A 24,555-nucleotide genomic window follows, 5' to 3' on the forward strand; every position below is an offset into this window, starting at 1 on the left:
GTCCTTTGTCAAGTATTTAAGCCACTTTCTCATCCCAGTAAGTGTTGTTTTTTACCATCGTATTTAGAATGGTAAGTTGCTTCCTCATACATGCGATAAGGGCTACTTTCTTTGGTTTACCAGCAGCGACCAGGCGCTCATACATTGGCTTTAATTTAGGGTGGCATTGTATTGCCGACATCATAGAAACAAACAAAACCGTGCGTATACGATGTCGCCCACCTCGAATATAGCGTTTACCCTGGAAGCTGCCGCTATCACGATTCATCGGGGCGATACCCACAAGTGCCGCAATCTCTTTGCGGTTCAGCTTGCCCAGCTCAGGAAGTTCGCTCATTAGCGTGTAAGCCAGTACATTGCCGACTCCTCTAGCGCTTAATAAGAGATCGCGTTTTTGTCGCCACTCGGCAACGCTGTTAACAAGTTTATCAAGTTGCTTATCGACTCCTTCTAGCTCTTTTTTGATGGCCTTTAAGATAGCCTGAATGGGCTTGTGAACAGGCTTAGGCATTCTCTTGAGGCGATTCTTTTGCATTGTGCTCATTTCTAAGCACTGGTTCCTGACCGTCAGCAAATCACTGATATTTCTTAGTTTTTCTGGTTTGATCGATGACAATCTTGGCTTCATTGCTTCACCAAAATGTGCGATATCAATTGCATCTAGCTTATCTGTTTTTGCGAGCCGCCCCGCTGACTTTGCAAAGTTTCTTACTTGTGAAGGATTGCAAACAACTATCGGCAGTCCCGCTTTATGAGCAGCACAGACAGATTCTAATTCTAGCCTTCCTGTGGACTCGATCAATACTCTTTGAGGTTTAAGCGGTTGTAGTTGTTTAATAGCGTCTTTAATGCCTTCTTTGTTATTGGTAACACTGAAGAACTGGCCAGTAGGTCTCACATAAATATCGAGTTGTATACTACTGGTATCGATACCGACATTGATCTCTTGAGGTTCCATAAGATAAGCTATCTCCGCCTTGCTATTCGGGCTCGAGGCCCATATGACTATTCGAGTTATGCCTAGTGAGTGCTTATCACGTTCATACTTGTTATCGGTCTTTTACGAACCGGCCAGGCAACGAACTGTGATAAACAAGACCTTCGGTGGCCGCCGAAGGTGGGTCTCAATTTACCCGTTAGCGAAAAGGATTTTCAACATCAGAATCGGGCAAGAACAACCATACAAGGGCCGGCAACGGACTTGCAAAACGGTCACTTGTTTTGCCAAAAACCGCAAAACAACCGCCCATTTTGCAAGCCGCTGCGGTCGGCGTTATGTGTAAATCAATATGAGCATTTTATATTGGCTGGGCTTAGGTGGCTTGGCCGTTATTGCCTTCTACTTATTTAAGAAGTGGAAGGTGCGTTCGGTTGAGTGGAAGCCTGAGGAGGTTGCAAATCTCCTTGAGTCATGGATCAAGGATGATGTTGACTACAAACGCTGGGATTACTTTGAGGCCTGTGAGATTGCTAACCCAAAATTAGAAGTAATTCGGCAGCGAGCTATTAAAGCAATACACATAAATTCACCTTATATCGAAGTTTGTGGCCGGGATGAAGGTAAACTAAATGAAAAAGGCAAAGAACTATTTAAGGAGCTAAGAAAGCAATGCTTTTGATTTATTATTGGCTATCCACAGTACATAACAAGTTACCGTATCCGATCACCTACACCCTGGGCGTTTTGTGCTGTACGCTACGGTAGCACTTTCCGGTACCTGCTGAGCAAAACGTTATGCGATCACGTTTTTTGAACCCTGAATTTTTCTAGATATTTGAGAAAGAAAATATGGCAGACTACCCAGAAGCGCTCGACTATATGCTGGCGGCATGGAACGAGCCTGACTCTACCAAAGTGCGCGATCACCTTGAAAATGCCCTAAGTAACAATGTCCGGTTTGTTGATCCGTCCATTGATGTCTCTGGTATTGATGGATTTGAAAAAAATGTCCATGAAGTGAAATCAAAGCTTCCAGGTGCGGTTTACTCTCGAACTAGCGGAGTAGATTCTCAGCATGGGTTTCATCGCTACCATTGGGCTATACATCAGGAAGGCAAGTTACTTATGGCTGGGTTTGATGTAACAGAAATAGATGGGCAAGGAAAAGTATCTTGTGTAATAGGTTTTTTTGGTGATATCCCTGATCGCTAGTGGCAATGGTATTGTGTGCGGTAGTGGAAAGGCGCATAACGAGGCGTTGAACCAGGCGTAAGGGGTTTGAGGGGTTTTTTGATTTAAGTGCTAAAGTAATAACTTTATTGTGCTAACCGGCTTCGTACCAAAACACCCGCGCAAGTTGGCTTTACGTTAAGTGAATAGCTATGAATCGATTTCTAATCACTCTTGTATGTCTGGTTGCTTCTAGTTTGGCGTTTGCTTGTACCGCTCCTAAAATGGGGTCTGAGTTTGATAAGCTCATTAAAGTAGAAAAGATTGCATCGAATACATTCCAGGCGACTATTTCTATGAATGCTGAGGGCTTAAATTACGGAGCTGAAGCAACTATAGAATACTATCCGGAAAATTCTGAGCATAGGTTCGGTGAATATTCAAAAAGAGTTCATTTAAAAGAAAGAGGCACTGAGTATGTTTCTACTTTCGATCTTAAAAAGATTGAAGGGCATATTCCATTCTTACAAGTGTTTTGGTATCCAGAAATGTGTTGCCTGTGTGGTGCTTACGGTAAATCAAATGACCTTGCACTTGAGTGAACCACTTAACAATGCATGTTGTCGGACTGGTTTTCTGTTCCACTCTAAACTAGCCATAAAGCGTGGTGTTAGTTTTTTGCCGTCGTTTGGTATCACATTAAAATTAAGGGAAATTAAGAGTGTTACATTGGATTAAAATTGAACATTCGGGTGTGGATTCGTTCTTAGAGATGCCTCGCAGGCTTTATTATGAGCTTTATGTGAGATCTTTTAATTCGGCTCAAGGATTAAGACTCACTATTAATGGCAAATAAGGAAAGCCAGTTCTTTAGCTTTTGTCGAAGAGGCCATTCGTCATGGGTTGTGTTTGCGACTGTAATTTTGGAATATATTGTGGGGAGTGTTATTGCCTAAGTCTTCCATATTTATTAACTACTTGTGCTTCTCGCATTCATATTATGGAGTGCAGTTAATTTTTCAAGGTTTATGGCTCGGCAAATGGAAATTCTCAGAAGGTATCTTCCGTGGGTAAAATATAACACATAGCAATCCGCAGCAATCGCTCCCTTTGGTTGCTGGGACAGCCAAAACACTGCGTTTATTTGTTCGTCCCTTTGCGGGGCGTTAAGTGATACAAGGAGAGTAAATGAAATCATTCACAATAAATTTTTTTGGTCTAGTTGGAGCTTGGTACATGATAGATCTAACTTCCGAAACTTTGCTTAATTCAGTCTTCGCTCCGTTAGTATTTACGGGCTTCCTAATTTCTAGTGTACTGTGGTTTATAGTGAAGTTTGGAGTAACTCAGGGCTCTAGCTCGGACGGTCACTTTAGCAGTGGTGATTCTGGAGGTTTTGGAGATGGAGGGGGTGGTGATGGTGGGTGTTAAATCAGTTAACGAGGGCATGTTGTTCGCCGCTATCGCAGGCGAACGGCTTATGCTTCGCTTCACCCACCGCATGTGAATGTTATGTGGCAAGCTGCAAACGAAAGGTTGAGAGATGGAATTACAACTGCTAGCCGAGAATAAACAAGCGCTACCAATTGTTGCGGAGTGGTATTTTACGGAATGGGGTTACCTAAGGGAAAGCAATAGCCTGGCTAAAACTCGAGAATCGCTTTCTGACTACCTAAACACCGATAAAATACCACTTCTCGTTATAGCAGTTGATTCAGGAGAAATCTTGGGTGCGGCACAGTTGAAATATTGTGAAATGACTATTTACCCAGAAAAGGAACATTGGCTCGGTGGTGTGTATGTTTCCAAGTCCCATCGCGGAAAGAAAATCGCAGAAGCAATCATTGACAGAATCATCTCACTAGCAGAACAGCTTGGTGTGTCGAAGCTCTATCTCCAAACGGAGCATCTAGACGGCGGTCTTTATAGTTGTTTGGGTTGGAATCCAATAGAAAAAGTTACTTATTGCGGCTTAGAAGTCCTTGTAATGGAGAGAGAGCTCACCGTATAACAAGGCAATGAATCAGATATTTTGAAGTATGCTTCCGCTGCGCTATAGCGCGTATTTAGAATGCCGGTTATAGTGGCGGTCAATTTTTGGAAGGATTGTAGTTGCTGCAAGCTTCAATCTCTACCTGAGTACATTTTCCCAGAGAGTTTTCCTTCAAACTGCTAGTGCAGTTTCATTCAAGTGCCTTTCTTTTAAATCAATAAGTCCTACAAGCCTGATGCTCCATTGTGGAGTGCTAATCAGATAGTTAACTGGTAAGGAAAATATGCTATTTTAACCTCCAAATTTACCAGGCTGTAGTCAGTCAAAAATGGTTGGCAGGGAGCCAGTTGGTTGATCAGCCCGCTTTGACCGTAAATGGTCTGGCTGCTCCTGTTGGCAATGTTAATTGGCTATGTGGCTGATAGAGCCAAAGAAAGTTTAGGAATGTGAATGCATGGATAATGTGAAGTGGTACAAAAAACCTGAGATGGTTGTTGCTTTCTCAGCTCTATTAATTAGTTTCGTTACGGCTATAGTTAGCATGTATTCTGCTTATGTAGATCGTGCTTATGCTCGAGCTTCTGTTTGGCCAAGGTTGGAAATACATCGTAATTTAAACACCACACATTTTGAATATAGTGTAACGAATAGTGGGAATGGTCCTGCTGTAATTAAGTATGGGATAGTTCAATACAAATCTGAGCCTATCAAACTTTGGAATGACATTCCAAATTTACCTAGTATTACTCAATCCCACATTAGTAATAGAATACTGTCGCCACAAAATACGGTTAAGCCATTATCCTATACAGGGAAAGAATCAGATAAACTTGGCGAAACCGATAAATTTATAGGTATAGAGCTCTGTTATTGTTCAATCTATGAAGAGTGTTGGCTTATTGACAAACTTAATGAGCCCAAATCTGTTAATGGTTGCTTGGTTGACAAAACAATAGCTTTCTCGGAATAAGAAAATTCTTAACAGCATCAATCGTGATTCCAATCTCGGCGACTTTATTGTAAAGGGTACAATAAAGTCGCCAAAATTATGCCACAAACTATATTGACGCTATAAGCTAAGAAATTACTGACACCGTTTTTAGTGGTTGTTTATTTCTTAGTTTTTAGGCTGGTATTTCCAATGTCTAGAGGGAAGGTGACCAAAGAGCAGTCCGGTGAGGTATTTTTATCAGGCAAGCGGTTGACATTGAGTGATGCTTAAATCAAGATGATTAAATGAATACAATTTCAACGCAACCAACTACTCGAATTATTCTTATCATTCCATAAGAATGGTGGGATTGTTGATGTGTTGCTAATTTATCAAACCCGCCAAGAGGCGGGTTTTTTGTTTCTGCCTTTGGGGGTTGCACTAGATGAAGGAGCTGGAATGAAAAAAATAGCAATCTTTGGCAAGCCAGCTAATGGGAAATCTACTTTAGGTAAAAAGCTAGCGTCAGTAACGGGTATAAAATTGTATGCTTTAGATTCCATTTTATATCAGCAGAGTGGTCAAGAGGTAGATCTTCATAGCTATGAAGAGACTCACTGGAGCATTCTCGCTTCCGAAGAGTGGATTATTGAAGGCTTTGGGCCAATAAGCTCATTGGATTCTTTTAATATGCGTTTAGACGAAGCCGATACGCTTATTTATATAGATTTACCTTACTTTGTTACCTATTGGTTGGTGACGAAGCGGCTCTTTACAGGAATGTTTAAGAAACCAGAAGGCTGGCCTAAAGGGAGTTCCATTTTAAAGGGAACGCTTGAGAGCTATAAAATATTAAAGTTCTGCCCAAAATTTTGGAATGATAGATTTTTACAAAGGTTGAAAAAGCTATCGGCAAATAAAAAGTTGTATGTTATTCGATCGATTTCTGAGTTAAATAGCTTCGTTGAGAAAAATGTGTAATAAATCACATTTAGTAATGTGGTACAAAAAATTCTATATCCGGATTTTCTGAAAGTGTCGATTTTTTTTCCTTCAGTAAGCTTCTGGTTGAGTTTGAAGCGACATCTGTGGGTAAGTCTGAGGTGGTCAGTAGGAATATTCATTTATCAGTTTTCAAATTTTAAAGTGATGAAACTTATAAAATTAATGAAAACGATTGCTTGGATTTTCTGAGTCTTAACTTATGTTTTATAAATGTTGATTTAACTAGCCCTTTTTTCATGTGATTTCTATATAATTCCAGATAGAGTATACATTGTATTTATAGTACGCTTAATGCAGAATTGTCTGTTACATGTTTATTTCGGATGTTTTGGAATCACAACTAAAGGTATGTATTCATGATAAAGATCAGGAAGCCAAATTTACAGTTAATTTATGTTTCGGATATACAGCACTCTGCTGAATACTATCAGAATTTATTTAATTTTGAACCCTACTTTGTAAGCCCTAGATATGTAGTTTTTAAGGTTGATGGGGTTGCGGATTTTGCTATTTGGTCAGGTGGCGAGTCTCCAGAGCATGAGTCACCAAGATTTGCAGAGATTGGTATTAATCTTGAGACTGATACCGAAGTGAAAGAGCTTTATAAAGAGTGGAAGGCTGATGCTGGGATAAATATATATAAAGACTTATATACAGATGTCTTTGGCGAGACCTTCTTGGTTAAGGATCCTGATGGTCATGTTATCCGTGTATCTTCTGCGGACTAAATGCTACTTTTTGTGGGGTTAATGTGAACTCAATACACTGTCCATATATGTGAAAGATTTACCTGCGCTTTTATTGTCCGTGTGATTTTTTCGAATGTATATTGGGGTTTATTGTGGTGCGCTAAGGGCCAGTCAATATGCTGCTTTTGAATACATAGGTGGAGAAATTTATGCTTCAAGTATTGATATCGGCAGGTGTGGTTTTTATCTTGTTAAAGTTCCTTGAGCGGGGTAAAAATCGAGGGTTGGATGGGTTTGCATCTATAGCTTTTGTTCTTGTGCCAGCACTGCTGATCTTATTGGCCAATATTGGAGCTGGAATAATTGGAGTTGACAAGCGTTTTTTGGTTCCGCTAGCGCTTTTGTATTTTATCGTGCCCTTGTTTATGTTGCGTCTGCAGTTTGATTTATCTTGGGGGCGGTCATTTTTATATGGCCTTTTCGTTTTCTTGGTTGTGCTAGTTGTTGATAGTTTATTTTATCTGATGATCGGTTTTATTCGTAGATGATAGTTTTTCATTGGTTTCTATTCTTATTTGAGGTGTTATTTATTTAAGTGAATATGCAGAGTAATCATTATTAGGCTAAGGAAGACTTTTTCTGCCGCTATGCTCCACCTGTGTGATCCTACTTGTTTTATCGTAGGTACTGTGTTTAGTATTGGTCGATGAGTTTTAATTGTTGGTAGAAATTATGTTGCAGAAGTTAAAGGCCTCTCTGGGAATTGGTGCGGCTAAGGTTGATACGGTACTGGAAAGCGCGAGTGTATTTCAGGGAGGGCTAATCACGGGGAATGTCCATGTTCAGGGGGGTGATATTGAACAGGCGATTGAAGCTATTAACTTAAAGCTTTGTACCGAAGTGAAAGTTGAAAATGACAATGGTACTAGCCATGTCAACATGATTTTGAGCGCTGTAAGAATTATGGAGCCATTTACCATTGGTGCTGGTGAGGGTAGAGAGATTCCCTTTGAATTCAAACTAAACGATGAGACACCCATCACTGCATTGGTGGCTCGAAAGAATCAATGCCGGGTTTGGTTAGAAACGGCACTGGATATTGATTTTGCCATTGACCCTAAGGATCGAGATTACCTGGAAATAAAGCCCTTGCCGGTGGTGCAGTCTATTATTGCAATGATTGAGAGCGAAGGCTTTGATTTGGTGAAGACAGATGTTGAAAAGGGCTATTTGAATGGGGGCGCTTTCTCTTCTAAATCTGGGTGCTACCAAGAAATTGAATTTAAGGGTGGTGGCTTCTTCGGGGCGAAGGAAATAGAGCTTTCATTTATTTTGGATGGTGAAATGGTGCATTGCCTGGCTGAGATTGACCGTAGGTTTGGCGGGAGCGGTGATGAATATCGGTCTTTCTGCCTCGGTATCAATGCTGGTGATAATGAGGTTCAAACTGCGGTTGAAGCAATTCTCTCCCGCTGACCTCGATTGTTATGTAACTTTCGGGCGATAGCCTCAGATGATCAACAATAAACAAAATGTTGCCGGGTAATAGCCCGGCTATATTTTGATTCGCTGCTCCTAAAAACAATATCTTACGTCAATTACCCTAAACAGGAGTGATTGTAGTGATTTCACATATTTCACTTGGTACCAATAATCTGGAGCAGACTCGCAGTTTTTATGGCCGGTTAATTAGCTTACTTAGGGGTAAGGAGATTTATGCGTCTCGTACAGTGGTCTTTTGGGAATTTCTCAACTCCTCTACGAAACTCGCGCTCACTGTGCCGTTCAATAATGAATCTGCCAACTTTGGTAATGGCACTATGGTTGCTCTTAAAGCCGAAAATAAAAAGGAGGTTGATCGGATTTATTTTATGGCTCTTAGCTTGGGTGCTGTTAGCGAAGGTGAACCTGGCCATAGAGACCCTGGAGCCTTCTATGGGGCTTATTTCCGCGATCTGGATGGAAATAAGATAGCGATCTTTTCCCGCTGATGCCCTTCAGCTTATTTTGTGGCTTCCAGTTCGGCCACCAGGGTAGTAATCAGCTCCGCTGCGGGTAGTGCCCGGCATAGAGGGGCTCCCTGGCCGGCCCATTGCACGGCAAAGCTATCATTGCCTGCTGCACTTGAAGCGTTGGCGAGCGCTTTGCCAGCACTGTAGCAGATTGGGTAATCAGGTCTTGTCGGGGCGTTGTGGTTTAGATCAGTGTAAAAGCGGTTGGAGATACCGCGAGCAGGGCGCCCAGAGATATTCGCAGTAACAGCAGTGTTATGGGCGTGCTCACTTTTAAGTGCTTTTCGGTAGTTTTCGTCAGCGGCGGACTCTGGGCAAAGTATAAATGCGGTTCCCATTTGCACAGCACTGGCGCCGAGGGAAAGAGCCGCATGTATTCCGGCTCCATCCATAATGCCTCCTGCAGCAATAATAGGCAGGTTGCTTTGGCAGCAAAGCAGGCGAACCAAAGCGAGTGTACCTATTTCCCGGTCTTCCTCAGGTACAAACACCCCTCTATGGCCACCGGCTTCTATACCTTGAGCAATTAAGGCATCCATTCCCGCTTCTTCTGCGGATTTTGCTTCCTCTGGGGTTGTAGCGGTGGCAATCAGGATGATACCAGCATTTTTTAAAGCATTGATTGTGGCTTGATCGGGCAATCCGAAATGAAAGCTTACCACGGCGGGCTTTTCCTGCAGGAGCATCTCAAGCATCTCGCGGTTGCCAAGAAAGCTTGGGTAGGGTTCGTGTAATGTTTGTGGAGGTGTTGCCCCTAATTCTGAGAGATACGGAGCCAGGAAATTGAGCCAGGTGTCCTCACGTTGGGCATCTGCAACTGCAGGTTGATGACAAAAGACATTGACGTTGAAAGGGTGCTGAGTAAGTGCACGGGTTTGTTGGATTTTTTCGGCGGCTTTTTGCGGGGAGTAGGGGCCGAGCCCGATGGCGCCGAGTCCGCCCGCATTGGAGACGGCCGCAGCCAATTCAGGGGTAGATACACCGGCCATTGGTGCTTGAAGAATGGGGTGGGAAATTCCTAGTGTTTGCAGAAAAGGTTGCACTGCCCGCTCGCCTCGCTGTTCATGCTCAAAGGAAACTCTGGAGAGTTTACTGTGTTTCTGCGGCCCTCAGGAATACCTAGCGGGATATTAAGCGGTGATGTTGAGAGAGGCTCGTGCTTCGCATTGCGGTATCTCAAGGAGCGAAATGATGAACCCACCTTAGGGGAATTCCGGCGCGCTAGCTATAGCGTGCCGGAAGTAATTTGCGAATCGATGTGAATGATTCAGGGCTTGGGCTTACAGGTGCAGGTTGAGACCAATATAGGCCCCTTTGATTTCAATATCGCTTTGCAGGTCATCCAGCTCATCGAGGTTTAAGGTCATTACGCGGTAGCCGGCCTCAATCGCCAGGTCCACAGCAGGTACGAAATCCCAGCGAACTTTTGCAGTGAAATCTGTGAGGGTATCGCCGCGATAAGCTGTGCCATTGCCCTGAGCAATAATGGACCAGCCGCTAAATGGCAAGTCAAACCGGGCCATTCCGTAAGCCATTGGCAGGTAGCCAGTTAGCTGGATATTTTCGGCGCGGTCTTCACTAATGGCGATAAACTCACCGTCATACTTACGCGCGGTAATTCCCAAGTCCAGATTTACCCAGTTATCCAGAATTTCATAGTAGAAGGTGGCGTCGGTATGGGTGAGGTCGAGATCGGTGTTGATGGTTGCGCCGATCTGGAAGGTTTCATCGTCGAAAGTCACAGTGCTTTGCAGTTCAGCGCTGCCATCGGTATCAATGTTGCTGTGTGCAAGCATGATATTGGGTACTAAGGGGATCGGGTGCTCCAGTGCGGCCTGGATAAAGGTGATGTGGTCCTCGCTGAGGGAAAGCTCATCTACATTGAAATCATCTTTACCAATATCCCCGTTGTAATTTGGCAGCCAGGCACCGATGCTGGCATCAAAACCGAGAACTGTATCCGCGTTGGCGGTAGCGCTGCCGAGAAGGGCGCAGAGTGCAATAGCAGATTTCTTCATGAGCTTCTCTCCGTGATAAATTTGTCGCGGAGTGTACAGGGTTATTTTTTTTCTGTTGCTGTAAGTTGCACATTTTTACAAATTTGTCGGCCAATAGAGCGAACTGACGTTTATAAGATGTTTCTGTTTCCTTGAAAAAGTGTGAAGTCATGTCAGAAAAGTGGCATGAATTTAGAAGGAATCTCGATCAACCAATTGCCAAATAGAAATTCACGGGTTTGCTTCAAAAAGCATCTGCTGCAGTGCGCTGGCAGCATTGCTGAGCGTGCGGCCACGATGGCTGATTACGCCGAGGTTACGCAGGACCTGCAATTTTTTTACCGGTAATACCGCCAAACTCTCATCCACCAAGGTTTGGGGTAAAACGCTCCAGCCCAGTCCGACACAGGCCATCATTTTGATCGTCTCCAAAAAATTGGTGGCGAGCTTGGCGGTGAGCTTTAAGCCCAAGGCGTCGAACTCCCGCTTGATCAGCCGCCCGGTATAGGTGTTGAGATCCGGCAAGATCGCGGGGTAGTTGGCTAGGTCAGCCAGTTCCAGCTCAGGGATTCTGGTGAGTGGGTGGCCGGGTGCAGCCACTACCACACAAGGGTCTGGCCAGATGACTTGTGCGTTTAGGTGGGGGTAATCCTTGAGGGCCAGGGTAACTACGGCCAGTTCGTACTTGGCGGCCATTAGGGCTTCGTAGGCCTGCTCAGAATCTACAAAGTCGATATCCAGGGCAACCTGTGGGTAGCGATTGCTGAATTCCTTCAGCACTGGCGGCAGATGGTGCAGGCCCACATGGTGGCTGGTGGCGATACGCAGGCTGCCGCTGACATTATTGCCCAGGGCGCGCAACTCTTGCTCGGTATCGCTGATTTCGTTGAGGATATGGCGAGCACGGGGCAGTAGGGCGCGCCCGGCATCGGTTAGTTGCAGGCGCCGGCCGATGCGGTCAAATAGCGGGGCCTGCAACTGCTGCTCCAGGGCTGCGAGGCGCTTACTAGCCGCGGGCTGGGTCAGGTGCAGCTGTTCAGCAGCCCCGGATACCGAGCCCTGCTCGGCAATTGCCAGAAATGCCCTCAACCACTGAATTTCCAATCGGTATACCTCCTAATAAGGGAACTCTGGCCACAGTAGCGCCTCAGAGTAAAGTTCAAATTCCATAAAGGAATAGATTGAATAATAAATATAAATTGGTGTTATTTTCCAGGCCTAGTTAGACTCGGGGTCACAATTATTGAGAGGAACGGCTGTGGCAGGGCAAACACTCTACGACAAACTCTGGCAGGACCACCTGATCAAGACCCGTGACGATGGCTCCGCACTGATATATATCGATCGTCATCTGATTCATGAGGTGACTTCCCCCCAGGCCTTTGAAGGGCTGCGCCTGGCTGGCCGCAAACCCTGGCGCAGGGACTCCCTGGTCGCTACTCCCGATCACAATGTGCCATCCGAAAGCGCTGAACGCGCCGCCGGTGTCAGTGGTATCCGCGATGATATCTCCCGTATTCAGGTGCAGACCCTGGATGAGAACTGCCGGGATTTCGACGTGGTGCAGTTCGGTATCAACGAGCCGGGGCAGGGTATTGTGCATGTGATTGGCCCGGAAACCGGCGCCACTCTACCGGGGATGACCGTAGTATGCGGTGATTCCCACACCTCTACCCATGGTGCTCTGGGGGCTTTGGCCCACGGTATTGGCACCTCAGAGGTGGAGCATGTAATGGCCACCCAGTGCCTGATCCAGCGCAAGATGAAGAATATGCTGGTGCGTGTGGATGGGACTCTGTTTCCCGGTGTTACTGCCAAAGATGTGGTACTGGCAATTATCGGCAAGATCGGTACTGCCGGTGGTACCGGCTATGCCATTGAGTTCGGTGGCGAAGTCATCCGCAAGATGTCCATGGAAGGTCGCATGACCGTGTGCAATATGGCTATCGAAGCCGGTGCCCGCGCGGGCATGGTGGCGGTAGACCAGATCACCCTCGATTACGTGAAAGGCAAGCCCTACGCGCCAAAAGGCGAACAGTGGAATCGGGCAGTTGAGGCCTGGCGTCATCTGCACTCCGATGACGATGCGGATTTTGATCAGGTTGTAGTACTACAAGGTGAGGAAATTGAGCCCCAGGTGAGCTGGGGGACTTCGCCGGAAATGGTTGTGCCCATCAGCGCCAGTGTGCCGGACCCCGCCGCTGAAACCGATGCCACCAAGAGTACCGGCATGCTGAGAGCTTTAGAGTATATGGGTCTGAGTGCCGGGCAGAAGATCAGTGATATTCGCCTTGACCGTGTCTTTATCGGCTCCTGTACCAATTCCCGTATTGAAGACCTGCGCGCAGCAGCCGCTGTAGCCAAGGGCCGCAGCAAGGCCGACAGTGTTAAGCAGGTATTGATTGTACCGGGCTCCCAGGCGGTCAAGGCCCAGGCGGAGCGCGAGGGGCTGCACGAAATTTTTGTCGAAGCCGGTTTCGAGTGGCGCGAGCCCTCCTGTTCTATGTGTCTGGCAATGAATGCGGACAAATTAGGAGCTGGAGAGCACTGCGCCTCCACTTCTAACCGCAACTTTGAAGGGCGCCAGGGTTACGGCGGTCGCACGCATCTGGTTAGCCCAGCGATGGCAGCTGCGGCGGCGATTGCCGGACACTTTGTTGATGTGCGCGAGATGGCACCAGTGCAAGCGCAAGAGGAGATGGCCTGATGAGAGCATTTACCCAGCACCAGGGCCTCGTAGTGCCTATGGATCGCGCCAATGTCGATACAGATCTGATTATTCCCAAGCAGTTTCTGAAGTCTATCAAGCGCACTGGCTTCGGCCCCAATTTGTTTGATGAATTGCGCTATCTGGATGAGGGTTTTCCTGGCCAGGACTGCTCGAACCGCCCGATCAACCCGGATTTTCCTCTGAACTTCCCCCGTTATGAGGGGGGCTCGGTGTTGCTGGCGCGGGAAAATTTTGGCTGCGGCTCCAGCCGTGAGCACGCCCCCTGGGCGCTGGAAGACCATGGTTTTCGTGCAATCATTGCACCCAGTTTTGCCGATATTTTCTTTAACAACTGCTTTAAAAATGGGTTGCTGCCAATCGTTTTGCCAGAAGAGGTCGTGCACCGCCTGTTCGAGGAAACTCACGCGCAGGAAGGTTACACGCTCACGGTCGACCTTGAGCAGCAGCATATACATAAGCCCTGTGGTGAGGCGATTGCCTTCGAGGTAGATGCCTTCCACAAGCACTGTCTGATCAATGGCCTCGATCATATAGGCCTGACCCTGGAGCACGCTGATGATATCCGCTCCTATGAGGCGGCTCGACGAGAAAAAGCCCCGTGGCTTTTCGATGCGGTTCAATAATTAAAGGAAATTCCTGTGACAAAGAAAGTGATGATCTTGCCGGGTGACGGCATTGGCCCGGAAATTGTTGAACAGGCCATGGCAGTGCTGGAGGTCGTATCCGGTAAATACCATTTGGGCCTTAGCTTTGAGCAGGGTCTGATTGGTGGTGCCTCCATCGATGCGCACGGCGAGCCCCTCACCGACGAAACGCTCAAGGCCGCAGGCGAATGTGATGCGGTATTACTCGGCGCTGTCGGTGGGCCCCAGTGGGATACCCTGGCGCGTGAAATTCGTCCGGAAAAGGGGTTGCTGAAAATTCGCAGCGGGCTTGGCCTCTATGCCAATCTGCGCCCGGCCATTCTCTATCCGCAACTGGCCGACGCCTCTTCGCTCAAGCCGGAGGTGGTGGCTGGGCTGGATATTCTGATTGTGCGCGAACTCACCGGTGGAATTTATTTTGGTGAGCCCCGCGGAATTCGCACCCTGGAAAATGGTGAGCGCCAGGGTTACAACACCTACGTGTACAGCGAATCGGAAATCGAGCGTATCGCGCGCTCCGCATTTGAAGCGGCGCAAAAGCGCAATGGCAAGCTCTGCTCCGTCGATAAAGCGAATGTATTGGAAGTCACCGTGCTCTGGCGCGAAGTGCTGGACCGCCTGGCGCCGGAGTATCCGGATGTGGAGCTGTCGCATATGTACGTTGACAATGCCGCGATGCAGTTGGTGCGTGCTCCCAAGCAGTTCGATGTCATGGTAACCGGCAATATGTTCGGTGATATCCTCTCCGATGCCGCTGCCATGCTCACCGGTTCTATCGGAATGCTGCCTTCTGCCTCCCTGAACGAAAATGGTTTTGGTCTGTATGAACCCTGTCATGGCTCCGCCCCGGATATTGCCGGGCAGGGCATTGCCAACCCCCTGGCCACTATCCTGTCTGCGGCGATGATGTTGCGTTACTCCCTGAATATGGGTGAGGCGGCGGATGCCATTGAGGCTGCGGTAAGTGAGGTACTGGAACAGGGGCTGCGTACCGCTGATATTTACACAGAAGGTTGCCGTAAAGTTTCCACAGCGGAGATGGGTGCCGCTGTTGTCGCCGCGCTGTAAGCACGCGGCGTCACACATTTACCTTTTTTACTATCGCGCCGCTTTCTCGGTGGCGCACGCTGATCACATCACTAACAGGACAAAGCAATGCAGAAAATAGGTTTTATCGGCTGGCGTGGAATGGTCGGCTCGGTATTACTGGAACGCATGAGCGCCGAGGATGACTTTGCGCATATCGCTGAACCGATCTTCTTCTCCACCTCTAATGCTGGCGGCAAGGCGCCGGATATTGGCCCCGATCTGCCGCCACTTGCAGATGCCTACGATATTGATGCGCTGGCAGGGCTGGATGCCATTGTCAGTTGCCAGGGCGGTGATTACACCAAAGAGGTTTTCCCTCGCCTGCGCGAGGCCGGCTGGCAGGGCTATTGGATCGATGCGGCATCCAGCTTGCGTATGCAGGAAGACGCGGTAATCGTACTGGACCCGGTCAACCGCGATGTGATCGACCGCGCAATTGCTGTCGGGCAGAAGAATTTTATCGGCGGCAACTGCACTGTCAGTCTGATGCTGATGGCTCTGGGCGGACTGTTCAAGGCCGGTCTGGTGGAGTGGGTGAGTGCCATGACCTACCAGGCCGCCAGCGGTGCCGGCGCCAAGAATATGCGTGAGCTGATTACACAGATGGGTGCGATCCGCGACGGCGTGGCAGCAGAGCTGGAAAACCCTGCCAGCGCCATTTTGGATATCGATCGCAAGGTGGTTGCGGACATGCGTTCGGCAGATTTCCCCACTGCGCAATTTGGCGCGCCTCTGGCGGGCAGCCTGTTGCCCTGGATTGATACTCAGTTGGAGAATGGCCAGAGCCGTGAGGAGTGGAAAGCCCAGGTGGAAGCCAACAAGATTCTGCAAACCCAGAGCCCAATTCCAGTAGATGGCACCTGTGTGCGTATCGGCGCGATGCGCTGCCATAGCCAGGCCTTTACCGTGAAGCTGCAAAAGGATTTGCCGCTGGTAGAAATCGAGCAGTTGCTGGACAGTGCTAACGATTGGGTCAATGTAGTACCCAATGAGCGTGAAGCCACTTTGCAACAGCTGACGCCTACGGCGGTTACCGGCAAGCTGGATATTCCGGTGGGGCGCCTGCGCAAGTTAAGCATGGGCCCAGAGTACCTGAATGCCTTTACTGTGGGCGATCAATTACTCTGGGGGGCGGCAGAACCGCTGCGCCGTATATTGCTGATTTTGCTGGGTAAGCTGTAACTGGTACAGTTTGGTATAAGTTATCTGGAGGCGCTTATTGCAGCACTTGTTAATAGAGGACATTTTGCCAAGCTGTGAACCCCATCAAGTAAAAAGCCGCTACTGGTTGTCATAGCGGCTTTTTCGATTTTTCCCCACGGGTATAATCGCCCCCTCATTTTTCCTTTCCAACTCAACGAAGTGAATAGCCATGTCCGAAGCCGCCCGCGAATTGGTCATCGTCGGTGTTGATAACGCCGCCTTTGCCCCTCTGCTTGAAATCTTGGAGGAGCGGGAAATTATTACCGCCGAGCAGCTGTGTTTGCTGGAGAGCGAGGAGCGCGAAGTGGACCCCCAGGTGTTTGCCAATCGCAGTATCTCTGTACAAGCCCTGGAAAAATTCGCTTTTGCTGAGGGGCAGGTGGTGATTTTGCTGGACTCCAGCGATGCCATTAACGCGGCGATGACCAGCGCTGAAAACAGTGGTGCCTGGGTGGTGGATGCGGCCAACAATACCCGCGGCGATGAGAGCGTTGCCCTGATCCATCCGGCATTTAATGCGGCGGAACTGGCTAACGCAGAGCGTCGTCTGGTGGCATTGCCCAGCGCCGGTGCGGCCATGGTAGCCGAAGCGCTATTTCCACTGGCAGAACAACTGCAGGGTGTACAGGTGCAACTCAATCAGCCTGTATCCGCACTGGGTAAAGCCGCCATCGATGCTACAGCGGCGCAGACAGCGCGTATGTTCAGTGGTCAGGAAGCGGAAGTCGACCCCGCCATTGGGCACCGCCTCGCGTTTAATCAGCTCAGTGCCAGTGAAGCCCTGCTCGCCAGTGGCCACACGCTCGGCGAACTGACGCTGATACACGATTTGCGCCGTTTGCTCGGCGATAACGTCGCGGTGGATGCCAGCATTAACACCGTTTCTGTGTTTCACGGACAGCTGGCCAATTTGGGTATCGTTTTACGCGAAGACGTGGACCTGGAAAAAATACGCGCATTGTTAGCCAATGGTGTGCGCCTTCAGTTGGCAGAGCAACCCTCGGCGGAAAACGCTGTGGGCAGTGACGTGACAATCATCGGTCGCCTGCGCCAAAGCCTTTTGGGCAAGCGTCAGATAAATCTTTGTGCGGTGTCGGATAATCTGCGCAAAGACGTTGCAATGAACTGTGCACAAATTGCTCACTTGTTGCTAAAAAACTACTGATACTTAATACTTAGCCGCCATAGTGAAGGTGTTATCTTAACTTTGGTCCGGCTGTAAATGGCGAAATAATCGCCAAGGTTGGTGGCCGCCTGCACGGCGGTCAAATAGTCGAACGATTACTGTTCAGTAATGGGGATTTTCTGAAGGCGCGCTTTTCAGATGCCCTGGGAAGATTCTAACAATAAAGGGAATCGGATATGCGTGTGCGTAAGTTGGCACTTGCAGTTGGTCTAGTCGGTGCACTGGGAAGCAATGCGGCTCTGGCGCTCGGACTGGGGGAGATCAAACTCAACTCCACCCTTAATCAGCCACTCGATGCGGAAATTGGCCTGCTGCAAACCCGCGGCCTGGACGATGCTGAGATCAAAGTGCGCCTCGCGGGGCCGGATGAATTTGACCGCGCAGGTGTGGAACGCTCTTACCTACTCACTTCACTGCGTTTTGATGTGGATTACTCTGGTGGCAAGCCGGTGGTCCGTATTACCAGCCGCGAACCAATCCGCGAGCCTTTCCTGAATTTCCTGGTGGAAACCCGCTGGCCCAGTGGCCGCTTATTGCGTGAATACACCCTTTTAATGGACCTGCCGGCGTTTTCACCAAACAGTGCCCAACAGCCGGTGCGCGCCGCCGAGCGCGAGCGCCAGCAGGTACGCCGCGACACCCAGGTGCAGAGGCCCGCGCCGCGCTCGGTACAGCCTGCCCAGCAACCGGTTGCCCAGCCTGAAGTGGAGCAGCCCGCAGAAACGCCGGCGGCGCAACAGCCCGAGCCTGTGCGCCGTCAGCCGCAGCGCGCTGCCACAGATAGCGGCGACAGCAGCCAAGTTTACGGTCCGGTTTCCTCTGCCGATACCCTGTGGGAGATCGCCCTGGAAAATCGAGTGAGTCGTGATTTTTCCGTTCAGCAAACTATGTTGGCGATTCAGCGCCTGAACCCGGACGCTTTTATCAACGGCAATATTAACCTGTTGAAAAAAGGTGCTGTGCTGCGTCTGCCAAACAGTGAGGATCTGCGCAGCCTGAGCCTCACCGAGGCAATCTCCGAGGTCGCCCAACAGAATGATTCCTGGCGCCAACGCAGCGGTGTTGAGGAAGTCGCCACGGGTGCGCCGCTGGATGCGCGCCCGGTGGAGGAAGAACGCATTGTCAGCAATGAGGTTGAGGGGCGTGTCAGCCTGACTGCGCCCGGCGACAATGAGTCTGTAATTTCGGGTTCCGGAAGCGGTGCAGAAGACAGTGAGGCGCTGGAAGGCGACCTGACGGTGGCCGAGGAAGAGCTGGATAAATCGCAGCTGGAAAATACCGAGCTGCGCGAGCGTATCGCCGAACTCGATGAGCAGATCGATACCATGGAGGCCTTGGTAGAGGTTTCCAATGAGGAGATGCTTGCGGTGCAAGCCGCAGCCGAATTGTCTGATCCGCTTCTTGATACCAGTGATATTGACAGTACTGAGCTGGCAGATAATACGCTGGGGAGTGATGAGACGCAGCTGGACGAGTCCCTCGCCGCTGAGTCTCTGGATGACGCAACAGAACAGAATGATACGCAGGTCGCTGAAACTGAACCGCAGTCGCGCAATCGCGTAATGTCTGTTCAGACCCAGCCCGAGCCCAGCCTGATGGAGAAGCTTGGCGACAATATGCAACTGGTCGGCATCGGTGCCGCTGGTTTGCTAGTGGGCCTGTTTGGCTTCTTTACTTGGCGTCGTCGCCAGGCTGAGCAGGAAGCAGAGCAGCAACTGGAGCAACAGTTGGCCGCAGAGGAATCTCTGCAGGTGATGCCGGAAGAGACCGCTGAAGCTGATGAGACATTGGCTGCGGTAGAGAGTATGGAAGCCGATAACGCTTTCGACCTCGGTGATCTGGGTGATGTGGGCACCGATGACCCCATCTCCGAGGCCGAGATTCACCTGTCCCTTGGGCAGTACGAAGAGGCAGAAAGTAAATTGCTGCTGGGCCTGGAAAAAGATCCCCAGGTGGTAGATGCACGCCTGATGCTGATGGAAGTTTACGCCCACAATCAGGACGTTGAGAAGTTCGACGATCACTACATCCAATTGCTGGCTATCAGCGATGGCCCTGCGGCCGACCGCGCCGCGCGCCTGCGTGAAACTATTGCCGATGCTCCAGACTTTGAAGCCCCGGCGATGGATTTTTCCAGCGAGTCACTGGAAGCGGCGCAACTGGATGATATCGGCGCTGCACTGGATCAGGATTTCTCCGCAGCAGAACCGGCCCAGTCCTCTATAGACGATTTTAATGGCGACAATTCACTGCTTGACGACCTCACCATGGATCTCTCCTTGGACGGTGAGAAGCTGGATAGTGAGAAAGCAGATGGCGAATTAGCCTCTGAAGAACTGTCTCTCGATTTGGTGGATAGTTTTACAGAACCTGCGCTGGAGGCGGGTGAATCCCTCGATCTGGACAATGAGTTCAACCTTGATGACTTGGATCTCGATGGTGCTTTGGACAGCGAGCAGGATGGTTCCCAGCTGGCGTCCAACAATAATGAAGAGCTAAACCTCGACGACCTCGATCTTGGTGAGTTGGATCTCGGTGATCTGAATACAGGTGAAACTTCGGAATTGGCATTGCAAGACTCGCCAGTAGAGGAAGTTGCCGCCGAGAATGCGTCAGGCTTGGCGCCAATTGATTTCGATACCTCAGAATTGGATCTTGATTCCCTGGCGCTGGATAGCGCTGAGAGCCATGAGGTGGGTGCCGACGAGTTGGTGGCGGAGCTCGAAGAGTCTGCAGTGGCGGCTGACAAGGCGAAGTCCGGTGGTTCCATTGGTGGTCTGGACTTCGAGTTGGATCTCTCCATGATGGAAGAGACCGCGCAAGAGCCGCAAGCCGATGAGGCCCTGGCAATTGAGGAGAGCCTTGAGGCCCAGGAACTGGACTCTCTGGAGGCTGATCTCGATATTACGTCCAGCGCGGGTAGCGAGGATGAGCTCTCACTGGAGACTTTCTCCGAGAGTGACCTGGATATGATTGGTTCAGAGTTCGATGGGGAACTGGACCTCGACAGTATTAATCTCGATGATATTGCCGGGGACCTTGCCTCTACTGAATCTCTGCAGAGTGAAGATGGCGCCGCTGTAGCGGATACGACTGTGCCCAATAGCCTGCCCCAGGAAGAGGATCTCGATTTTGATATGGCCTCTCTGGAAGCGACTGGAGAGGAGCTGTCCCTCGATGAGGCTTCAGTAGAAGAAGAGTTTTCTCTCGAGGAGGAGCTGGCCCTGATTGATGAGTCCACCGATGGGGATCTGTCTACCGGTCTGGACCTCGAAAGTGACTTGGGGTTGGAGGCTGCGGCAGACCAAGCGCAGGGACTCCCTGAGCAAGAGTCCCAGCAGCAAGCGGGTGAGGCTGTTGTCACTCAGCAGCAGGAGACCGAGTCTGAATTTGCCGGCTTGGATTTCAACTTGGAAAATGATCTCAACTCCGAACTGAGCCTACTCGAAGGCGGCGATGAGATGGGCACCAAGCTGGAATTGGCCCAGGCCTATATGGATATGGGTGACAAAGAGGGCGCCAAGGATATTCTCAAAGAAGTGGCCCAAGATGGCGGCGGCGAGCATAAGAGTCGCGCTGAGGAGTTGTTGGAGCGCATGGTTTAAGCGCTTCTCAACTCCGCGTGAAAAAACCTCGCACTGGTTGCGAGGTTTTTTTATTTTGTCGGAGAATTCCCGGTTTCCCCCAGTTTGTATCCAGATTGTTGGATTTTGCTTTTTTACGCTCTCCTCGACTTTGAGGTGGCATCAATAGAGTAATTTTGCCGTTATGACGCAGGCAATTGAACGCGAATATATTTACAAGGCCAATGGCGAAGTTCCCCCTGGCGAGCAACTGCCCGAGGGGTTGCGTCGTATTGCGCTGGGAGTTGAGTACTGCGGTGCGCGGTTACACGGTTTTCAAAAGCAGAAGTCAGCGGCGGAAACTGTGCAGGCCCACCTGGAGCGTGCCCTGTCAAATATTGCGGCAGAGCCGGTCACCCTGATCTGTGCTGGGCGCACTGATGCCGGCGTGCATGCCACCAATCAGGTGATTCATTTCGATACCCGTGCCCAGCGCCCGGAGCGCGCCTGGGTTCAAGGGGTGAATACCAAGTTACCGGATTCTGTGCGTGTACGCTGGGTTCGTGAGATGCCGGCGCAATTTCATGCGCGTTTTTCCGCCCATGTGCGGACTTATCGCTATCTGATTCACTGTGCCCCGACCCGCTCAGCGCACAGTTCGTCAGAGGTGACTTGGACCCAGCACCCGCTGGATCTGAATGCCATGAGCGAGGGGGCGAAGCACTTGATTGGCCGCCAGGATTTCACCAGTTTCCGCGCTTCCCAGTGTCAGGCCAAAAGCCCTGTGCGGGAAATTACCCGCTTGGATATTGCCCGTGTTGGCCAGCTGATCGTGCTGGAAGTGAGCGCCAATGCGTTCTTGCATCATATGGTGCGCAATATTACCGGTGTGCTGATGGCGGTGGGCCGGGGGGAGCGCAGCTCGAGTTGGGTGGAAGAAGTGCTGGAGAGGCGCGATCGCTCCGCGGGTGGAGTTACCGCGCCACCATTTGGTTTGTATCTGGTGGATGTGCAATACCCGAAGGAGTTTCAGTTGCCTAGCTGTGATCCGGGTCCTCTGCTGGTGCCTCTGCCGCTCGGCTCGCTTGCACAGCCTTAAAAGCTAGCTTTTGCTTCCGATGCAGCCGTGAGGCTGCTACGCCACTTGAATAGCACGCGTTTCGCCCCCGGTGTCAATCTGCTAGTATCCAGCGTTCCCTCATTTTTGTTGGCCGCTCGGCTGGCTCCAGGTTAAGCGATGCAAGTGAAAATTTGCGGCATCACCCGTGTAGAAGATGCCCTGATGGCGATTGATGCCGGTGCGGATGCACTGGGATTGGTTTTCTACAAGGCGAGTCCCCGCTATATCGATCCGCAGGTTGCGGCAGTGATTGCCGAGGCGGTTCCTCCCTTTGTTACCCTGACCGGCCTGTTTGTGGATGCTGCCCAGAGTGAAGTGGACCAGACTTTGGGGTTGGTTCCTCTTAATTTATTGCAATTTCACGGTGAGGAAGCTGCCCGTTACTGCGAACAGTTTCGTCGGCCCTATATCAAGGCCCTGCGTATGAAGGAGGGCTTGGATGTTGTCGCAGCAATGCAGGAGCACCCCAAAGCACGCGGGTTTTTACTGGATGCCTATCGCCCTGGTGTTCCCGGTGGTACGGGTGAGACTTTTGACTGGGATAGGGTTCCTCAGGAAAGCGGCCGGTCCATAGTACTTGCCGGTGGACTGACAGGGGATAATGTTGCTGCAGCAATATCGGCAGCGCGGCCTCTGGGCGTGGATGTCAGCGGCGGCGTAGAGCAGGCGCCGGGTATCAAGGATCGACAAAAAGTGAGTGCTTTTATTCGTGCAGCTAAGAACAACTAGCTGGCGAGACAGAATATTTTAGCGCCACAAGAATGTGTCGCTGCCGGCAATGTCGGCGCGAGCCAGTAAATCCACGCATCTGCGACAGTATTTTCTGGCGATGCTTGAATAGTTCAGGAGGAACTATCGCTACATAGGATGAAAGCGGCACAGGGAAGTGCCGCCGCCGGCATTGCCGGCGCGAGCCAGTAAATACCAGCAGATCCACGCATCTGCGGCAGTATTTTCTGGCGATGCTTGAATAGTTCAGGAGGAACTATTCAAGCATTAATAAATAGGCAAATAGTTTAAAAACCACGTGACCCACGGAGTATGAGTGTGAGTAAGCCAGGTGCTATCGATTTTTCCACCTTCCCGGATGCGAGCGGACATTTTGGTCCCTACGGCGGTCGCTTTGTATCGGAGACGCTGATCAGCGCACTGGATGAGCTTCAGGCAATGTATAGTCGCCTGAAAGATGATCCGGATTTCGTCGCTGCCTTTGATCACGATCTGGCGCACTACGTAGGCAGGCCATCGCCGCTGTATCTTGCTGAGCGACTGACTGAGCAGGCGGGCGGTGCGCGAATCTGGCTTAAGCGCGAAGATCTCAATCACACCGGTGCACATAAAGTAAATAACACCGTGGGCCAGGCGTTGTTGGCCAAGCACAGCGGTAAGAGTCGTGTTATTGCCGAAACCGGCGCAGGCCAGCACGGTGTGGCCACCGCTACCGTGGCCGCGCGTTTGGGGTTGCAGTGCACCGTTTATATGGGCGCTGAAGACGTCAAACGCCAGTCCCCCAATGTCTACCGTATGAAATTGTTGGGTGCCGAAGTCGTACCGGTGGAGTCCGGCTCCAAGACCCTCAAAGACGCCATGAATGAGGCCATGCGTGACTGGGTAACGAATGTCGATAATACTTTTTACATTATTGGTACAGTGGCTGGTCCTCACCCCTATCCGCAATTGGTGCGGGATTTCAATTCTATTATCGGTCGCGAAGCGCGCCGTCAGAGTCTGGAGCGCTTTGGTCAGTTGCCCGACGCCCTGGTGGCCTGTGTCGGCGGTGGTTCCAATGCGATTGGTCTGTTCCACCCCTTCCTCAATGATTCAGAGGTGAAGATGTTTGGCGTTGAAGCTGGCGGTGAAGGCCTGGCCTCCGGTAAGCACGCGGCGCCACTCAACGATGGTATTCCCGGTGTTCTGCATGGCAACCGTACTTACCTAATGGAAGATGAGGACGGCCAGATTATCGAAACCCACTCCGTTTCTGCGGGCCTCGATTACCCCGGTGTTGGCCCCGAGCACGCCTGGCTCAAAGATATCGGCCGTGTAGAGTATGTTACCGCCGATGATAAAGAGGCGCTCGATGCCTTCCGACGCCTAACCCGCACTGAGGGTATTCTGCCGGCTTTGGAGTCCAGCCATGCGGTCGCCTATGCGATGAAGCTCGCGGCTGAAATGGCGCCTGAGCAAAATATCGTGGTGAACCTCTCCGGCCGGGGGGACAAAGATATTTTCACCGTTGCCGCTATCGATGGCATTGAGGTTTAGCGGCGTTCTGCCCACCT

Annotated in this window: 23 protein-coding genes; 19 read left to right on the plus strand and 4 right to left on the minus strand. The window is 50.2% G+C overall.

The annotated features are described in order from the left end of the window. Nucleotides 1-16 precede the first annotated feature (16 nt). A complete protein-coding gene (locus MJO52_RS06540) occupies nucleotides 17-958 on the minus strand; it encodes an IS110 family transposase (protein ID WP_252085144.1) in 942 nt (313 codons plus the stop codon). Between the two features lie 331 nt (nucleotides 959-1,289). Between MJO52_RS06540 and MJO52_RS06545 the strand changes: the two genes are divergently transcribed. The 10 genes from MJO52_RS06545 to MJO52_RS06590 all read left to right on the plus strand — a co-directional run bounded on the left by MJO52_RS06545 (nucleotide 1,290) and on the right by MJO52_RS06590 (nucleotide 8,719). Further along, nucleotides 1,290-1,619: a hypothetical protein gene (locus MJO52_RS06545; protein ID WP_252085145.1), complete on the plus strand. Its 330-nt coding sequence runs from the start codon at nucleotides 1,290-1,292 to the stop codon at nucleotides 1,617-1,619. A 170-nt stretch (nucleotides 1,620-1,789) separates the two neighbouring features. Beyond that, nucleotides 1,790-2,152, plus strand: a complete 363-nt coding sequence (locus MJO52_RS06550; RefSeq protein WP_252085146.1) for a hypothetical protein — start codon at nucleotides 1,790-1,792, stop codon at nucleotides 2,150-2,152. 170 nt (nucleotides 2,153-2,322) lie between these two features. Beyond that, the gene (locus MJO52_RS06555; protein WP_252085147.1) at nucleotides 2,323-2,712 is read left to right on the plus strand and encodes a hypothetical protein; all 390 of its coding nucleotides are present in this window, start codon (nucleotides 2,323-2,325) and stop codon (nucleotides 2,710-2,712) included. A 941-nt stretch (nucleotides 2,713-3,653) separates the two neighbouring features. After that, nucleotides 3,654-4,121, plus strand: coding sequence for a GNAT family N-acetyltransferase (locus MJO52_RS06560; protein WP_252085148.1), 468 nt, complete (start codon nucleotides 3,654-3,656; stop codon nucleotides 4,119-4,121). A gap of 436 nt (nucleotides 4,122-4,557) precedes the next feature. Then, nucleotides 4,558-5,073, plus strand: a complete 516-nt coding sequence (locus MJO52_RS06565) for a hypothetical protein (protein WP_252085149.1) — start codon at nucleotides 4,558-4,560, stop codon at nucleotides 5,071-5,073. Between the two features lie 339 nt (nucleotides 5,074-5,412). Beyond that, entirely contained in the window at nucleotides 5,413-6,015 is a 603-nt protein-coding gene (locus MJO52_RS06570) for an adenylate kinase (RefSeq protein WP_252085150.1), read from the plus strand. 380 nt (nucleotides 6,016-6,395) lie between these two features. Continuing rightward, a complete protein-coding gene (locus tag MJO52_RS06575) occupies nucleotides 6,396-6,767 on the plus strand; it encodes a VOC family protein (RefSeq protein ID WP_252085151.1) in 372 nt (123 codons plus the stop codon). A gap of 170 nt (nucleotides 6,768-6,937) precedes the next feature. Then, on the plus strand, nucleotides 6,938-7,276 hold the full coding sequence (locus MJO52_RS06580) for a hypothetical protein (RefSeq protein WP_252085152.1): 339 nt from the start codon (nucleotides 6,938-6,940) through the stop codon (nucleotides 7,274-7,276). A 184-nt stretch (nucleotides 7,277-7,460) separates the two neighbouring features. Beyond that, nucleotides 7,461-8,204 (plus strand): sporulation protein, encoded by a 744-nt coding sequence (locus tag MJO52_RS06585; RefSeq protein WP_252085153.1) that lies wholly within the window; start codon nucleotides 7,461-7,463, stop codon nucleotides 8,202-8,204. 146 nt (nucleotides 8,205-8,350) lie between these two features. Further along, the gene (locus MJO52_RS06590; RefSeq protein WP_252085154.1) at nucleotides 8,351-8,719 is read left to right on the plus strand and encodes a VOC family protein; all 369 of its coding nucleotides are present in this window, start codon (nucleotides 8,351-8,353) and stop codon (nucleotides 8,717-8,719) included. Between the two features lie 11 nt (nucleotides 8,720-8,730). Here MJO52_RS06590 and MJO52_RS06595 read toward each other — a convergent pair whose 3' ends face one another. From MJO52_RS06595 to MJO52_RS06605, 3 genes are all read right to left on the minus strand, one after another. Further along, nucleotides 8,731-9,783, minus strand: coding sequence for an NAD(P)H-dependent flavin oxidoreductase (locus MJO52_RS06595; protein ID WP_286037010.1), 1,053 nt, complete (start codon nucleotides 9,781-9,783; stop codon nucleotides 8,731-8,733). Nucleotides 9,784-10,020: 237 nt separating this feature from the next. Further along, nucleotides 10,021-10,758 carry a TIGR04219 family outer membrane beta-barrel protein gene (locus tag MJO52_RS06600; RefSeq protein ID WP_252085155.1) on the minus strand — a complete coding sequence of 246 codons (738 nt, stop codon included), beginning with the start codon at nucleotides 10,756-10,758 and terminating at the stop codon, nucleotides 10,021-10,023. A 210-nt stretch (nucleotides 10,759-10,968) separates the two neighbouring features. Next, a complete protein-coding gene (locus MJO52_RS06605; RefSeq protein WP_252085156.1) occupies nucleotides 10,969-11,841 on the minus strand; it encodes a LysR family transcriptional regulator in 873 nt (290 codons plus the stop codon). Nucleotides 11,842-11,995: 154 nt separating this feature from the next. On the opposite strand from MJO52_RS06605, the gene leuC reads away from it, so the two are divergent. From leuC to trpB, 9 genes are all read left to right on the plus strand, one after another. Further along, nucleotides 11,996-13,444, plus strand: a complete 1,449-nt coding sequence (gene leuC / locus MJO52_RS06610; RefSeq protein WP_252085157.1) for a 3-isopropylmalate dehydratase large subunit — start codon at nucleotides 11,996-11,998, stop codon at nucleotides 13,442-13,444. Beyond that, nucleotides 13,444-14,091 carry a 3-isopropylmalate dehydratase small subunit gene (leuD, locus tag MJO52_RS06615; protein WP_252085158.1) on the plus strand — a complete coding sequence of 216 codons (648 nt, stop codon included), beginning with the start codon at nucleotides 13,444-13,446 and terminating at the stop codon, nucleotides 14,089-14,091. Before leuC ends, leuD begins: the two co-directional genes overlap by 1 nt. A gap of 30 nt (nucleotides 14,092-14,121) precedes the next feature. Continuing rightward, nucleotides 14,122-15,180, plus strand: a complete 1,059-nt coding sequence (leuB, locus tag MJO52_RS06620) for a 3-isopropylmalate dehydrogenase (RefSeq protein ID WP_435583642.1) — start codon at nucleotides 14,122-14,124, stop codon at nucleotides 15,178-15,180. Between the two features lie 87 nt (nucleotides 15,181-15,267). Beyond that, nucleotides 15,268-16,383: an aspartate-semialdehyde dehydrogenase gene (gene asd, locus MJO52_RS06625; protein WP_252085160.1), complete on the plus strand. Its 1,116-nt coding sequence runs from the start codon at nucleotides 15,268-15,270 to the stop codon at nucleotides 16,381-16,383. A 190-nt stretch (nucleotides 16,384-16,573) separates the two neighbouring features. Continuing rightward, the gene (locus tag MJO52_RS06630; RefSeq protein ID WP_252085161.1) at nucleotides 16,574-17,569 is read left to right on the plus strand and encodes an Asd/ArgC dimerization domain-containing protein; all 996 of its coding nucleotides are present in this window, start codon (nucleotides 16,574-16,576) and stop codon (nucleotides 17,567-17,569) included. A gap of 197 nt (nucleotides 17,570-17,766) precedes the next feature. Beyond that, a complete protein-coding gene (locus tag MJO52_RS06635) occupies nucleotides 17,767-21,195 on the plus strand; it encodes a FimV/HubP family polar landmark protein (protein ID WP_252085162.1) in 3,429 nt (1,142 codons plus the stop codon). A gap of 163 nt (nucleotides 21,196-21,358) precedes the next feature. Beyond that, nucleotides 21,359-22,252 (plus strand): tRNA pseudouridine(38-40) synthase TruA, encoded by an 894-nt coding sequence (gene truA / locus MJO52_RS06640; protein WP_252085163.1) that lies wholly within the window; start codon nucleotides 21,359-21,361, stop codon nucleotides 22,250-22,252. Nucleotides 22,253-22,390: 138 nt separating this feature from the next. Further along, nucleotides 22,391-23,002 carry a phosphoribosylanthranilate isomerase gene (locus MJO52_RS06645; RefSeq protein WP_252085164.1) on the plus strand — a complete coding sequence of 204 codons (612 nt, stop codon included), beginning with the start codon at nucleotides 22,391-22,393 and terminating at the stop codon, nucleotides 23,000-23,002. Between the two features lie 312 nt (nucleotides 23,003-23,314). Continuing rightward, nucleotides 23,315-24,538, plus strand: coding sequence for a tryptophan synthase subunit beta (gene trpB, locus MJO52_RS06650; protein WP_252085165.1), 1,224 nt, complete (start codon nucleotides 23,315-23,317; stop codon nucleotides 24,536-24,538). Nucleotides 24,539-24,555 lie beyond the last annotated feature (17 nt).

It is taken from the genome of Microbulbifer variabilis, from assembly GCF_023716485.1.
GTDB lineage: Bacteria > Pseudomonadota > Gammaproteobacteria > Pseudomonadales > Cellvibrionaceae > Microbulbifer > Microbulbifer variabilis_B.